Annotated in this window: 8 protein-coding genes and 1 pseudogene; 4 read left to right on the forward strand and 5 right to left on the reverse strand. The window is 70.4% G+C overall.

Annotated features, from left to right (window positions below):
* Nucleotides 1–73: 73 nt before the first annotated feature.
* Nucleotides 74–832 (reverse strand): annotated as a pseudogene (locus ACSMXV_RS34275) (MBL fold metallo-hydrolase); the annotation flags it as partial.
* Between the two features lie 83 nt (nt 833–915).
* On the opposite strand from ACSMXV_RS34275, the gene ACSMXV_RS34280 reads away from it, so the two are divergent.
* From ACSMXV_RS34280 to dnaK, 4 genes are all read left to right on the forward strand, one after another.
* Entirely contained in the window at nt 916–1,350 is a 435-nt protein-coding gene (locus tag ACSMXV_RS34280; RefSeq protein WP_473174994.1) for a recombinase family protein, read from the forward strand.
* 283 nt (nt 1,351–1,633) lie between these two features.
* Nucleotides 1,634–3,697, forward strand: a complete 2,064-nt coding sequence (locus ACSMXV_RS34285; protein WP_473179155.1) for an alkaline phosphatase family protein — start codon at nt 1,634–1,636, stop codon at nt 3,695–3,697.
* A gap of 151 nt (nt 3,698–3,848) precedes the next feature.
* Nucleotides 3,849–4,277 (forward strand): OsmC family protein, encoded by a 429-nt coding sequence (locus tag ACSMXV_RS34290; RefSeq protein ID WP_181657541.1) that lies wholly within the window; start codon nt 3,849–3,851, stop codon nt 4,275–4,277.
* A 196-nt stretch (nt 4,278–4,473) separates the two neighbouring features.
* Nucleotides 4,474–6,351: a molecular chaperone DnaK gene (gene dnaK, locus ACSMXV_RS34295; RefSeq protein ID WP_473174995.1), complete on the forward strand. Its 1,878-nt coding sequence runs from the start codon at nt 4,474–4,476 to the stop codon at nt 6,349–6,351.
* 176 nt (nt 6,352–6,527) lie between these two features.
* Here dnaK and narI read toward each other — a convergent pair whose 3' ends face one another.
* Genes narI through ACSMXV_RS34315 form a run of 4 tightly spaced genes read right to left on the reverse strand, consistent with a single transcriptional unit; the run spans nt 6,528 to nt 13,204 of the window.
* Nucleotides 6,528–7,250, reverse strand: coding sequence for a respiratory nitrate reductase subunit gamma (narI, locus tag ACSMXV_RS34300; protein WP_473174996.1), 723 nt, complete (start codon nt 7,248–7,250; stop codon nt 6,528–6,530).
* Nucleotides 7,247–7,888, reverse strand: a complete 642-nt coding sequence (gene narJ, locus ACSMXV_RS34305; protein ID WP_473174997.1) for a nitrate reductase molybdenum cofactor assembly chaperone — start codon at nt 7,886–7,888, stop codon at nt 7,247–7,249. The genes narI and narJ overlap by 4 nt, the downstream gene beginning before the upstream one ends.
* A complete protein-coding gene (narH, locus tag ACSMXV_RS34310) occupies nt 7,885–9,507 on the reverse strand; it encodes a nitrate reductase subunit beta (protein ID WP_473174998.1) in 1,623 nt (540 codons plus the stop codon). Before narH ends, narJ begins: the two co-directional genes overlap by 4 nt.
* A gap of 1 nt (nt 9,508) precedes the next feature.
* Entirely contained in the window at nt 9,509–13,204 is a 3,696-nt protein-coding gene (locus ACSMXV_RS34315) for a nitrate reductase subunit alpha (protein WP_473174999.1), read from the reverse strand.
* Nucleotides 13,205–13,230 lie beyond the last annotated feature (26 nt).

Raw genomic sequence — 13,230 nt, forward strand, 5'->3', positions numbered from 1 at the left:
CGTACGTGCCGACGGGCGAACCGCCGTACCCCGTGAACCGCGTGCCCGGCGGAGGCTCCGACCGCGGGCCCCCCGGTCGCACACTCTCCCCGTGTCCCAGCAGGTGCACCGCCACCTCGGGCGCCCGCGCCGCCGCCAGCCGTACGAACTCGTCGCCCGGCGCATGGAACTCGTGGGGCCGTACCGCGTCCATGCCGATCGGCCAGTACGTCCCGTAGTGCACGGGCACCGCGCTGCCGGGTGCCAGCCGGGCGAGCGCCTCGGCCGCGCGGCCCGCGTCCAGATGGCCGTGGCCGAGATACGGACCCCAGCCGCCCACGGGCAGCAGCGCCACATCGACGTCGCCCACATCCTTGGCCATGTCGTCGAACAGTCCCGTGTCCCCGGCGAAGTAGGTCCGCGCCTCGCCGCCGATCACATAGCCGAGGGCGGGCGAGCGCTGCCGCCCGAACGGCAGCCGCCGCCCGTCGTGCAGCGCGGGCACGGCCCGTACGACGAGCTCGCCGACCACCGTCTCGTCGCCGGGCCGGACCTCCGTCACCTGCAGATGGTTCAGCTTCCGCAGGCCCGGTACGGCCCGCAGTGCCCCGCGCGGTACGAGCAGCCGGGTGCCCGGCGCAAGCCGGACGAGCGACGGGAGATGCAGATGGTCGGCGTGCAGATGCGAGACGAGCACCACGTCCGCGATCGAGGCCTCGGCGGGCGGCAGCGCGCCGCGCCGGCGCCGCAGATGGGCCAGGCGCCGCGTGAACAGCGGGTCGGTCAGCACGCGGGTGCCCGAGTCCTCGACGGTGCAGGTGGCGTGACCCCACCAGGTGATCTCCACCGGCACGCGGTTCCTCCTTCGTGTAACTCCCCCCGAGCCTACGGGCAGGGGTAGGGTCAGCGGACGAAACCGGGGGTGAGGGGGACGCCATGGAGGACGCGGTGAGCGCTGCCGACCGCGTGCGCAGCGTACGTGTCACGGCGATCGCGAGCCTGACTCCTCTCGAGGAGCTCGACGCCGACCCCTTCCTGGTGGACTCGCGCAGCCAGCACGCGATGTGCGCCCGCTGGGCCGCCGAGCACGGCTACGTCGTCACCCGGGAACTGGTCGTGAACGGGCTACGCCCCGACCACCGCGTGCTGTGGGCGGACGTCGACGCGGGACTGGTGGACCTGTTCGTCGTACCGAGCCGACGCGTGCTGGAGCGCGCTCTCCAGTCCGTGGACGAGTTCACCGCCGAGTGCGCTCGCCGCGGGGTGCGTCTGGAGACGGCGGGTCTGGTCGAACCGGCGTACGACGCGGAGATGAAGGCGCGGATCCACCGCCGGCTGTCGATGCCGACGGCGGGGTACGACGGCTGTTGAGGTCGGCCGCCGTAGCCGGTGGCCGACCCGACGTTCTACGGCCCCCGCCGTCGTGGGTTGTGCCCACCCTCCCCCAGCTACCGCTGGGAGGTGCCCCCAGCCCTGCGGAACGATTGCCCACAACGGTCGGCCCCTCACCCGCCTGTGAAAGGCTGGGCGTGGACCGTCCGTCCGGGGCGGGGCAGGACGTGAGGTGAAGCAGGGCGTGGCGGACTGGCGGTGGCGGAGGATCGGCAGCGCCTCGTGGCGCGTGATCGCCGTGTGGGCGGTCAGCACCGTCACCATGCTCGTACTCGCCGGGATCCTGCCCGACTTCCGGCTGCAGTCCGCCGACGGCGACAGCGGCACGCACATCGCTATCACAGCCGCGCTCGGCGCCGGGGCCTTCGGTCTGCTGTCGGCCCTGGTGTGGCCCCTGCTCGTCAGAGCGCTGCTGCTGGTGCCCGCCCTCGTCCTCGGGCTGCTCGTGTTCTTCCTCAACGGCTCGCTGCTGCTGCTCGCCCTGCAGCTCAACCCGTCCGGCCGCGGCGCGGTCGCCCCCGAGACCGCTGTCGTCGTGGCCGCGGTGATGTCCGCCGTGGCGTCCGCGACGGGCACCGCGCTCGCCGTCCGCGACGACGACGCGTACCGCCGCAGGCTCTACCGGCTCGCCGACCGCCGGCGCAGGCGGGCCGTGGACGGAGCCTGCCCGTCCACCCCCGGCACCCTCTTCATCCAGCTCGACGGCGTCGGCCACGACGTGCTCCTGGACGCCGTCGGCAAAGGCCTCATGCCCACCGTCGCCTCATGGCTCGCCAAGGGCCCGGACGAGGATGTGGCGGAGAGCGACGGCGACGGCGAGGCGCCTCCCCGCGAACCCACCCACCGGCTCACCCCCTGGCGGACCGACTGGTCCAGCCAGACCGGCGCCAGCCAGCTGGGCATCCTGCACGGCACCAACCACGACATCCCGGCCTTCCGCTGGTACGAGAAGGACACCCGCGAGGTCATGGTCTGCAACCGCCCCAGCAGCGCCGCCGAACTCCAGCGCCGCGCCATCGCGTACACCGGCGACGGAGGTCTGCTCAGCCTCGACGGCGCCAGCCGCGGCAACCTGTTCAGCGGCGGCGCCGACCAGCTCGCCCTCGTCCTCTCGGTCTCCGCACGCCGCGGCCGCGAGAACCGCTCCCGCGCCGGCTACTTCGCGTACTTCTCCGATCCCGCCAACGCCGTCCGTACCGCCATGTCGTTCATCGCGGAGGTCTGCCGGGAGATCGCCGAGTCGACGCACGCCCGGGTGACGAAGCGGCGGCCGCGCGTCTCCCGCGGCGGCCTCTATCCGTTCGTCCGGGCCTTCGCGACGGTCGTCGAGCGGGACGTCGTGGTCGCCGCGGTCATCGGAGACATGCTCGTCGGCCGCAGCGCGGTGTACGCCGACCTCGTCGCGTACGACGAAGTGGCGCACCACTCCGGGCCGCGCAGCCGCGACGCCGAGAAGGTGCTCCAGCGGCTCGACCGGTCTCTCGCGCTGATCGCCAAGGTCGCCGAGCACGCCCCGCGGCCGTACCGCATCGTGGTGCTCTCCGACCACGGGCAGAGCCCCGGCGAGACCTTCCTCGCCCGCTACGGCCTCACCCTCGCCGACCTGGTCAGGGCCGGGTGCGGGCTGCCGGTGCGGCGTCGGGTGGAGCGGACCCGAAGCGGGGCCGAGGCGCGGGCGGCGGTCCGTGCAGCGCTGCACCGGCCGGTCGAGGAGGAGGCGGGGCAGCACCACCCACCCCGCCGCTCGGGACCGCTCGTGCTCGCGTCCGGCAATCTCGGGCTCATCTCCTTCCCGGACGTGCCGCACCGCATGACACGGGAGGAGATCGACCGGCGCCATCCCGCGCTGCTCTCCACCCTCGCCAACCACCCGGGCATCGGCTTCGTGCTCGTCGACAGCGAGGAACGGGGCGGGCTCGTGCTCGGCGCGCGCGGCGCGGACATATCCCTGCGCGAGCTCGACGGCGACCCCGGCCCACTCGCGGCCTTCGGGCCCGGCGCCGCCGAAGCCGTACGCCGCACTCACTCCTTCCCCCGCGCCGCCGACATCATGGTCAACTCCTGGTACGACCCGGAGGAGGGCGAAGTCCACGCCTTCGAGGAGCAGATCGGCTCGCACGGCGGGCTCGGCGGCGCCCAGAACCAGCCCTTCGTGCTCTCGCCGTACGCGCTCTCCGCTCCGGTCGACGACGGCCAGGAGCTGATGGGCGCCGAACATCTTCACAAGGTCTTCCGGCGCTGGCTGCGGGAGGGCGACGGACCTCAGGTGCCGGTGGGCGCACACGAGGGCGCCCGGGACGAGGCCGTGCGCGACGGCGAGGCATGAGCCCGCCCCGGGCGGCGGGTCGGCCCGCCCCCGGGTAACCCCTCGCCGTTCTCCGCCCGTGGCCCGTCTTACGGGTGCACCGGGCCCGGGTGTGATCGGATGGAGGTACGGAACCCGGACACGACACGGGACCTCATTGAAGGGATACATCGTGGCAACCACGCGCACCGCACACACCGTCTGGGAAGGCAATCTGCTCGAGGGCAACGGCGTCGTCACCTTCGACTCCTCCGGCATCGGCGAGCAGGCGGTGTCCTGGCCGTCCCGGGCCGAGAAGGCGAACGGCAAGACCAGCCCCGAGGAGCTGATCGCCGCCGCCCACTCCAGCTGCTTCTCCATGGCGCTGTCCCACGGCCTGACCGGCGCCGGCAACCCGCCGACCCGGCTGACCACCTCCGCGGACGTGACCTTCCAGCCCGGTACGGGCATCACCGGCATCCATCTGACCGTCGAGGGCCAGGTGCCGGGCATCGACGAGGCCACGTTCGTCTCGGCCGCCGAGGACGCCAAGAAGAACTGCCCGGTGAGCCAGGCACTGACCGGCACGACGATCACGCTGGACGCGAAGCTCGTCGGCTGAACAGCGGCTCGTTCACCCCTCGACCGTGCCGCCGTCCGGCTCGAACCGGACGGCGGCACGCTCGTATCCGGGGGATCGGGGTACCCGCGAACCCGGAGGCCGGTTACCCGGGGATTGACAAGCAGGCACTCAAGTTTTGTGCTGAGAGTGAAAACCCCGGTTCGGCGGAACCCCGGTTGGGCGGAAGGGGACGGACATGTCACGTGCGGTCGGTATCGACCTCGGTACGACGAACTCGGTGGTGGCCGTGCTGGAGGGCGGTGAGCCCACCGTCATCGCCAACGCCGAGGGCGCGCGCACCACGCCCTCGGTGGTCGCCTTCGCCAAGAACGGCGAGGTCCTCGTGGGCGAGGTGGCCAAGCGGCAGGCGGTCACCAACGTGGAGCGCACCGCACGCTCCGTCAAACGGCACATGGGCGACGCCCACTGGCGCTTCCCCGAGCAGGGCTCCGTGGACGGCACCCGTTACACCGCACAGGAGCTCTCCGCGCGCGTCCTGCAGAAACTGAAGCGGGACGCCGAGTCGTACCTGGGCGAGGACGTCACGGACGCGGTGATCACCGTCCCCGCGTACTTCGACGACGCACAGCGCCAGGCGACCAAGGAGGCCGGTGAGATCGCCGGTCTCAAGGTGCTGCGGATCATCAACGAGCCGACGGCCGCGGCCCTCGCCTACGGCCTCGACCGTGGCGAGGAGCAGACCGTCCTCGTCTTCGACCTCGGCGGCGGCACCTTCGACGTGTCGCTGCTGGACATCGGCGACGGCGTCATCGAGGTGAAGGCCACCAACGGCGACACGCATCTGGGCGGCGACGACTGGGACCAGCGGATCGTCGACCATCTCGTCAAGCAGTTCAAGAACGCGTACGGCCTCGATCTCGCGAAGGACAAGATGGCGCTGCAGCGGCTGCGCGAGGGCGCGGAGCGGGCGAAGATCGAGCTCTCCTCGTCGACCGAGACGACCATCAACCTCCCCTACATCACGGCCTCGCCCGAAGGCCCGCTGCACCTCGACGAGAAGCTGACGCGCGCCCAGTTCCAGGAGCTCACCTCGGATCTGCTGGACCGCTGCAAGGGCCCGTTCCACCAGGCCGTCAAGGACGCCGGAATCAATCTCTCCGCGATCGACCACGTGATCATGGTCGGCGGCTCGACGCGCATGCCCGCCGTCACGGACCTGGTCAGGCAGCTCACCGGCAAGGATCCGCACAAGGGCGTCAACCCGGACGAGGTCGTGGCCGTCGGAGCCACGCTCCAGGCCGGCGTGCTGCGCGGCGACGTCAAGGACGTGCTGCTGCTCGACGTGACGCCGCTGTCCCTCGGTATCGAGACCAAGGGCGGCATCATGACGAAGCTCATCGAGCGCAACACGACGATCCCCACGAAGCGTTCGGAGATCTTCACGACGGCCACCGACAACCAGCCGTCCGTCGGCATCCAGGTCTACCAGGGCGAACGCGAGATTGCCGCGTACAACAAGAAGCTCGGTGTCTTCGACCTCACCGGGCTGCCGCCCGCGCCGCGGGGCGTCCCGCAGATCGAGGTCACCTTCGACATCGACGCCAACGGCATCATGCACGTCTCGGCGAAGGACCTCGCGACGGGCCGCGAGCAGAAGATGACCGTCACGGGCGGCTCGGCGCTGCCCAAGGACGACATCGACCGCATGATGCGCGAGGCCGAGCAGTACGCCGACGAGGACCGCCGGCGCCGCGAGGCCGCCGAGACCCGCAACCAGGCCGAGCAACTCGTCTACCAGACCGAACGGTTCCTCGCCGACAACGCCGACCGGATTCCGGGCGACACGAAATCGGAGGTGGAGGGGGCGGTGAGCGAACTGAAGGGGTTGCTCGAGTCGGGCGGTGAGGACACGGCGGCGCTGCGCGCCGGCGTGGAGAAGCTGGCTTCCGTCAGCCAGAAGATGGGGCAGGCGATGTACGCGCAGGCGGCCGCCTCCGGCGGGGACGGCGGCACGGGTACAGGTACCGGGACCGAGGGTCCCAAGGCGGACGAGGACGTCGTGGATGCGGAGATCGTCGACGACGAGAAGGACGCCAAGGGCGGTGCCGCTTAGGCGGGTGTGCCCTGCGTCGGGGTCGCCCGGGGGTTGGTCCGGTGCCCGCCGTCGCGGGTTCCGCTGTGCCCACCCTCCCCCATTGCCTTAAGGGCATGGGAGGTACCCCCATCGCCTGGGGGCACCTCCCAGCGTTAGCTGGGGGAGGAACGACTGCCCACAGCGGGGCGGCGGACCTACACCCCCGTCCGTTCCCACCCCCGCCTCTCCGGCCGTACTCCCAGCTGTTCCGGGTCGCGGGTGCGGTACACCACGTACGGGCGGAACAGGTACTGGACCGGGGCGCTGAACATGTGCACGAGGCGGGTGAACGGGACCATGGCGATGAGGACCATGCCCACCACCGCGTGGATCTGGTACATCACCGGCACGCCCGCCATCAGTTCCGTCTTGGGCTGCAGGATGAACAGGCTGCGGGACCAAGGGGCGATCGTCTCACGGTAGTTGTAGCCCTCGCCGGAGACGTGCATCAGCTTGGCGACCATGCCCAGCACGAGCGCGGCCACGAGCACCAGGTACATGAGCTTGTCGTTGGCCGTCGTGGCGCGGAACACCGGGGCCTTGGTGCGCCGCCGGTACACGAGCAGCCCGATGCCGGCCAGTGCCAGCACCCCGGCCGCCGTCCCGCCGTAGAGCGACAGCAGATGGTAGGTGTGCTCGTTGAGGCCGATGTCGTCCGTCCACGACTCCGGAATGAACAGGCCCACCAGGTGGCCGACCAGCACGAAGAGAATGCCGTAGTGGAACACCGGCGACGCGATGTTGAGCAGCTTCGACTCGTAGATCTGCGACGAGCGTGTCGTCCAGCCGAACTTGTCGTAGCGGAACCGCCAGATCGTGCCCGCGACGAGCAGCACGAAGGCGACGTACGGCAGGACCCCCCACAGCAGTGCGTTCATGACCGTTCTCCGATGAGTGGCTCTCCGAGCTCTCCGACAGGGGGCTCTCCGACAGGGGGCTCTCCGATGGGTGGCTCTCTGATCAGCCCGAAGGGCTCCAGGCCCACCTCCTCGCGCGGCGGGCCCGACCGGGCCAGTGCCAGCGCCTCGGCCCGGTCCTTCGGGGACGGGCCCGGCAGCGTCGCGCACACAGCGTCGAGCACGCGCGCGTACGGCGTGCCGAAGTCGGTGAGGGCGAGCCGCAGCAGCTCCAGGCCGCCGCGGTGCTCCTTGAGCAGCACCGGTCCGGCGTGCGCCGAGAACTCCAGGACCACCGGCAGGAAGTCGGGCAGCTCCTCGCCGGTGAACTCCAGGCCGTGCGCCCGGTAGGTCTCCTTGAAGCGGACCAGCGACATGCCACGCCGCCGCGTGTCCCCGTCCCGCCACCAGCTCAGATACAGACTGTGCCGGTTCTTGAAGTCGAAGACCTTGACGTAGTGGGCGGCGAGATCCGAGGGCGCCTGGGCCGCCGCGCGGTCGAGGAATCCGTGCAGCTCGGGGGCGGCGGCCCGCAGCAGCGGCAGCCTCTCACGGAACTCGTCGTCGGGATAGCCCAGGCAGTATGCGGCGGCCTGATACAGCACGGCAGAGGACGTCACGGCGGTTCCCCCTTCAGTTCGCTCTCCTTGTCGGCGGTCTGCCGCTCCCGCAGTACGTGGAAGTTCTCCACAGAGACGAGTGGCAGGTGCTTGCGCCCGGAGTCCTGGCCGAGCGGTCCGTCACCGCCCATGCCGGGACCGCCCTCGAAGTCGAGGCTGCAGGAGTCCGGCAGTTCGGCCGGGAGAGCGGTCTCCTCCAGGCGGGCCGCGTCGCCGACCGCCGCGGTCGGGATGACGTAGCGCTCCTCGTACTTGGCGATCGCGAGCAGCCGGTACATCTCCTCGATCGTCGGGCCGTCCATGCCGACCGACGCGGTGATGGAACTATCCGGCTGGTCGCCGAGGTTGATGGCCCGCATGTACGATCGCATCGCGGCGAGCTTCTCCAGGGAGGCCCGTACCGGCCCCACGTCACCCGCGGTGAACAGCTCCGCCAGATACTCGAGCGGGATGCGGAGCGTGTCGATGGCGCCGAAGAGGTTGCCCGCTTCCTCGCCGTCGAAGCCCGTCTCGGCCAGCGCGTCCACGACCGGCGACAGCGGCGGGATGTACCAGACCATCGGCATCGTGCGGTACTCGGGATGCAGCGGAAGCGCGACCTTGTACTTGCTGATGAGGGCGTGCACGGGGGAGCGGCGTGCCGCCTCGATCCAGTCGTACGCGATGCCCGCCTGCTCGGCCGCCCGCTGCACACCCGGATCCTCCGGATCCAGGAACACCCCCAACTGGGCCTCGTACAGCGCCTTCTCGTCCTTCACGGACGCGGCCGCCGTCACCTTGTCCGCGTCGTACAGCATCACCCCGAGGTAGCGCAGCCGCCCCACGCACGTCTCCGAGCAGACCGTCGGCAGGCCCACCTCCACGCGCGGGTAGCAGAACGTGCACTTCTCGGCCTTGCCGGTGCGGTGGTTGAAGTACACCTTCTTGTACGGGCAGCCGGTGACGCACATGCGCCAGCCGCGGCACTGGTCCTGGTCGACCAGCACGATGCCGTCCTCGGCCCGCTTGTACATGGCGCCGGACGGGCACGACGCCACGCACGACGGGTTCAGGCAGTGCTCGCAGATCCGCGGCAGGAAGAACATGAAGGTCTGCTCGTACGCGAACTTGACCTTCTCCGCGGCCTGTTCGCGGACCTTGGCGACCATCGGATCGAGGTCCCCGTGCTCGGGCGCGCCCGCGAGGCTGTCGTCCCAGTTCGAGGACCACTCGATCTTCATCGGCTTGCCGGTGATCTGCGACAGCGGCTGTGCGACGGGGAAGTCGTCGCCGAGCGGCGCGTCGGTGAGGTTCTGGTAGTCGTACGTCCAGGGCTCGTAGTAGTCCTTGATCTCCGGCAGCACGGGGTTGGAGAAGATCCCGGCGAGCTTGCGGAACCGGCCGCCCGCCTTGAGCTTCAGGGCGCCCCGCTTGTTCAGCTCCCAGCCGCCGCGCCACCGCTCCTGGTCCTCGTACCGGCGCGGATAGCCCTGCCCTGGCCGGGTCTCGACGTTGTTGAACCAGACGTACTCCATGCCGGTGCGGTTGGTCCACGCCTGCTTGCAGGTCACCGAGCAGGTGTGGCAGCCGATGCACTTGTCGAGGTTCATGACCATGGCGATCTGGGCCATCGGGCGCATGTCAGTACTCCACTTCCTGCGAGCGGCGGCGGATGACCGTCACCTCGTCGCGCTGGTTGCCCGTCGGGCCCAGGTAGTTGAAGCCCCACGACAGCTGGGCGTATCCGCCGATGAGATGCGAGGGCTTGAGGAGCACGCGGGTCAGGGAGTTGTGGATGCCGCCCCGTTTGCCGGTGGTCTCCGTTTTCGGGACGCTCACTGTGCGTTCCTGGGCGTGGTGCATGTAGACCGTGCCGGGCGGCATCTTGTGCGAGACGACCGCGCGGGCGACGACCACGCCGTTGCGGTTCACGGCCTCGATCCAGTCGTCGTCCCGGACGCCGATCGCGTCCGCGTCCTGCGGGGACATCCAGATGTTCTGCCCGCCGCGGGAGAGCGACAGCATGAACAGGTTGTCCTGGTACTCGGAGTGGATCGACCACTTGTTGTGGGGGGTTAGGTAACGGACCGTCACCTCGCGCTGGCCGTCGGGGCCGAGCCGCGGCTCGCCGAACAGGCGGTTCATGTCCAGCGGCGGCCGGTAGACGGGCAGCGCCTCGCCCAGCTCGTGGATCCAGTCGTGGTCGAGGAAGAAGTGCTGCCGTCCGGTGAGCGTGTGCCAGGGCTTCAGATGCTCGGTGTTGAGCGTGAACGCGGTGTAGCGGCGCCCACCGGACTCACTCCCGGACCACTCCGGTGACGTGATGACCGGCACGGGCGCGGCCTGGGTGTCCGCGTACGTGATGCGCTTGCCCTCGTGCTCCGCCGCCAGATGCGCCATCTCCTGGCCGGTGCGCGCCTCCAGGGTGTGGAAACCCTGCGTGGCCAGGCGTCCGTTGGTCGTGCCGGACAGCGCGAGGATGGTGTTCGCCGCCTTGACGGCGGTGTCCAGGGCCGGACGCCCGTCGGCGGGACCACCGCGTACGACACCGTTGCGGGCCTTGAGGTCCTCGACCTCCTGATCGGGCCGCAGGGCGATGCCCTTGACGGGCAGGCCCAGACCCTCCGCCAGGGGACCGAGTGCCGCGAACTTGGCGCCGATCGCCGTGTAGTCACGCTCGACGATGGCCAGATTCGGCAGGGTCTGTCCGGGCACGGGATCGCACTCGCCGCGCTTCCAGTCCAGGACGACGCCGCCGGGCTGCGCGGTCTCGCCCGGTGTGTCGTGCTGGAGCGCGGTGGCGACGATGTCCCTGCGGACGCCGAGATGACCCACCGCGAGCTCGCTCAGCCGACGGGCCAGCGCGTGGAAGGTGTCGAAGTCGGTGCGGGCCTGCCAGGGCGGGTCCACGGCCGGTGAGAAGGCGTGCACGTAGGGGTGCATGTCCGTGGTCGACAGGTCGTGCTTCTCGTACCAGGTCGCGGCCGGCAGTACGACGTCCGACAGGAGCGTGGAGGAGGTCTGCCGGAAGTCGAGTGACAGCAGGAGGTCGAGCTTTCCCTCGGGTGCCTCGTCGCGCCAGGTGACATCCCTCGGCCGCTCGTCCTCTCCGGCTTCCTCGGCCCGTAGTGACGAGTGCGTGCCGAGCAGGTGCTTGGTGAAGTACTCGGCGCCCTTCGCCGACGAGCCGAGCAGATTCGCACGCCACAGGGTCAGCACGCGCGGCCAGTTCTGCGGCGCGTCGGGGTCCTCGACCGCGAACTTCAGTTCGCCGCTTCTGAGTTGCGCCACGACGTGCGCGATCGGATCGCCGAACACGTCCCCGAGGTCCAGCGGATTCTTGTCGAACGTCGGGTACGACGGCATCCAGCCGGAGCGCGCGGACAGCGCCAGGCAGTCGACCCCCGTCATGCCCGCGAACTGCCCGCTGCCCAGCGGCGACGCATGCACATCGGCCGCGAACCTGTCGTAGCGCCACTGGTCGGTGTGCAGGAACCAGTACGCGGCGCCGATCATCTGCCGCGGCGGCCGCTGCCAGTCCAGCGCGCCCGCGAGCGTGGCCCACCCGGTGAACGGGCGGCACTTCTCCTGGCCGACGTAGTGTGCCCAGCCGCCGCCGTTGCGGCCCTGGCAGCCCGTGAGCTGCAGCAGCGCGAGAAAGGCACGGTAGATCGTCTCGGAGTGGAACCAGTGGTTGGTTCCGGCACCCATCAGGATCATGCAGCGGCCCTGCGACTTCTCCGCGGTCCGCGCGAACTCCCGGGCGATCCTGATGGCCTGGGCGGCGGGCACGGAGGTGTGCACCTCCTGCCAGGCCGGGGTGCCGGGTTCGTCCGCGTCCTCGTACGACGAGGGCCAGTCACCCGGCAGACCCGTCCGCCCCACTCCGTACTGGGCGAGCAGCAGATCGAACACCGTGGTGACCAGCGGGCTTCCCGGCCCGCCGATCCTGACGGCCGGCACGCCGCGGCGCATGACCTCGCCGCGCCCCTGCCCGTGCTCACCGCCCTCCGTGTCGAAGCGCGGCAGCAGCACCTCGACCGGCATCGCGCGGAACGTGCCGTGCAGCGTCAGTCGCGGGCTGATGTCGCCCAGGTCAAGGTTCCACCGGCCCTTGCCGGAGTCCGTCCAGCGGAAGCCGAGCGACCCGTTCGGGACGGCGGGATGCCCGGTCGCAGCGTCCAGGACGACCGTCTTCCACTCCGCGCCCTCCCCGGCCTGATCGAGATCCGAGGCCCGCAGGAACTTCGACGGAACGTAGGCACCGTCCCGCTCGGTGAGCGTGACCAGGAACGGCAGATCCGTGAACTTCCGTACGTAGTCCGCGAAGAACGGCGTCTCGCGGTCGACGAAGAACTCCTTGAGGACCACATGGCCCATGGCCAGCGCGAGCGCCCCGTCGGTGCCGGGATGCGGATGCAGCCACTCGTCGGCGAACTTGGCGTTGTCCGCGTAGTCCGGAGAGACGACCACGACCTTCTGGCCGCGGTAGCGGGCCTCGGCCATCCAGTGCGCGTCCGGCGTACGCGTGACGGGCACGTTCGAGCCCCACATCATCAGATACGCCGCGTCCCACCAGTCGCCCGACTCCGGTACGTCGGTCTGGTCGCCGAACACCTGCGGCGAGGCGACCGGCAGGTCCGCGTACCAGTCGTAGAAGGAGAGCATCGGCGCGCCGATCAGGCCCATGAAGCGGGCCCCGCCCGCGTGCGACACCATCGACATCGCGGGGATGGGCGAGAACCCCGCGATGCGGTCCGGGCCGTACGTCTTGATGGTGTGGACGTGCGCCGCCGCCACGATCTCCAGGGCCTCGTCCCAGGTGGCCCGCACCATGCCGCCCTTGCCGCGCGCCCGCTGGTATCTGCGCCGGCGCTCGGCGTCGCCCTGGATGTCCGCCCACGCCAGCACGGGGTCCTTCAGACGCTGCTTGGCCTCCCGGTACATCTCGAGCAGCACGGCCCGGATGTACGGGTAGCGCACGCGCGTCGGCGAGTACGTGTACCAGGAGAAGGCGGCGCCCCGGGGGCAGCCCCGCGGCTCGTACTCGGGGCGGTCGGGACCCACCGACGGATAGTCGGTCTGCTGGGTCTCCCACGTGATGATGCCGTCCTTGACGTACACCTTCCAGCGGCACGAACCCGTGCAGTTCACACCGTGCGTCGAGTTCACGACCTTGTCGTGGCTCCACCGGTCGCGGTAGAAGGAGTCCCCCTGGCGGCCGCCCTTGAACTGCACACTGTGCAGATCAGGGGCCGCAGTCCCGCGCCGGAAGAACTTTCCCGTCCGCAGAAGCACCGCACCCGGTTCGGTGGGGGTCCCCGTGGTCTCTGTCACCGTGAGCTCCCTTGGTGGCCCATGCC

The sequence above is a fragment of the Streptomyces sp. DSM 42067 genome (genome assembly GCF_055792885.1).

Bases quoted from the DNA above. Each gene is read 5' to 3' on its own strand.
- ACSMXV_RS34285 (WP_473179155.1), top strand. From the start codon at position 1,634: ATGCTCGTACTCGCCGGGATCCTGCCCGACTTCCGGCTGCAGTCCGCC.
- ACSMXV_RS34280 (WP_473174994.1), top strand. From the start codon at position 916: ATGGAGGACGCGGTGAGCGCTGCCGACCGCGTGCGCAGCGTACGTGTC.
- narI (WP_473174996.1), bottom strand. From the start codon at position 7,250: ATGAACGCACTGCTGTGGGGGGTCCTGCCGTACGTCGCCTTCGTGCTG.
- dnaK (WP_473174995.1), top strand. From the start codon at position 4,474: ATGTCACGTGCGGTCGGTATCGACCTCGGTACGACGAACTCGGTGGTG.
- narH (WP_473174998.1), bottom strand. From the start codon at position 9,507: ATGCGCCCGATGGCCCAGATCGCCATGGTCATGAACCTCGACAAGTGC.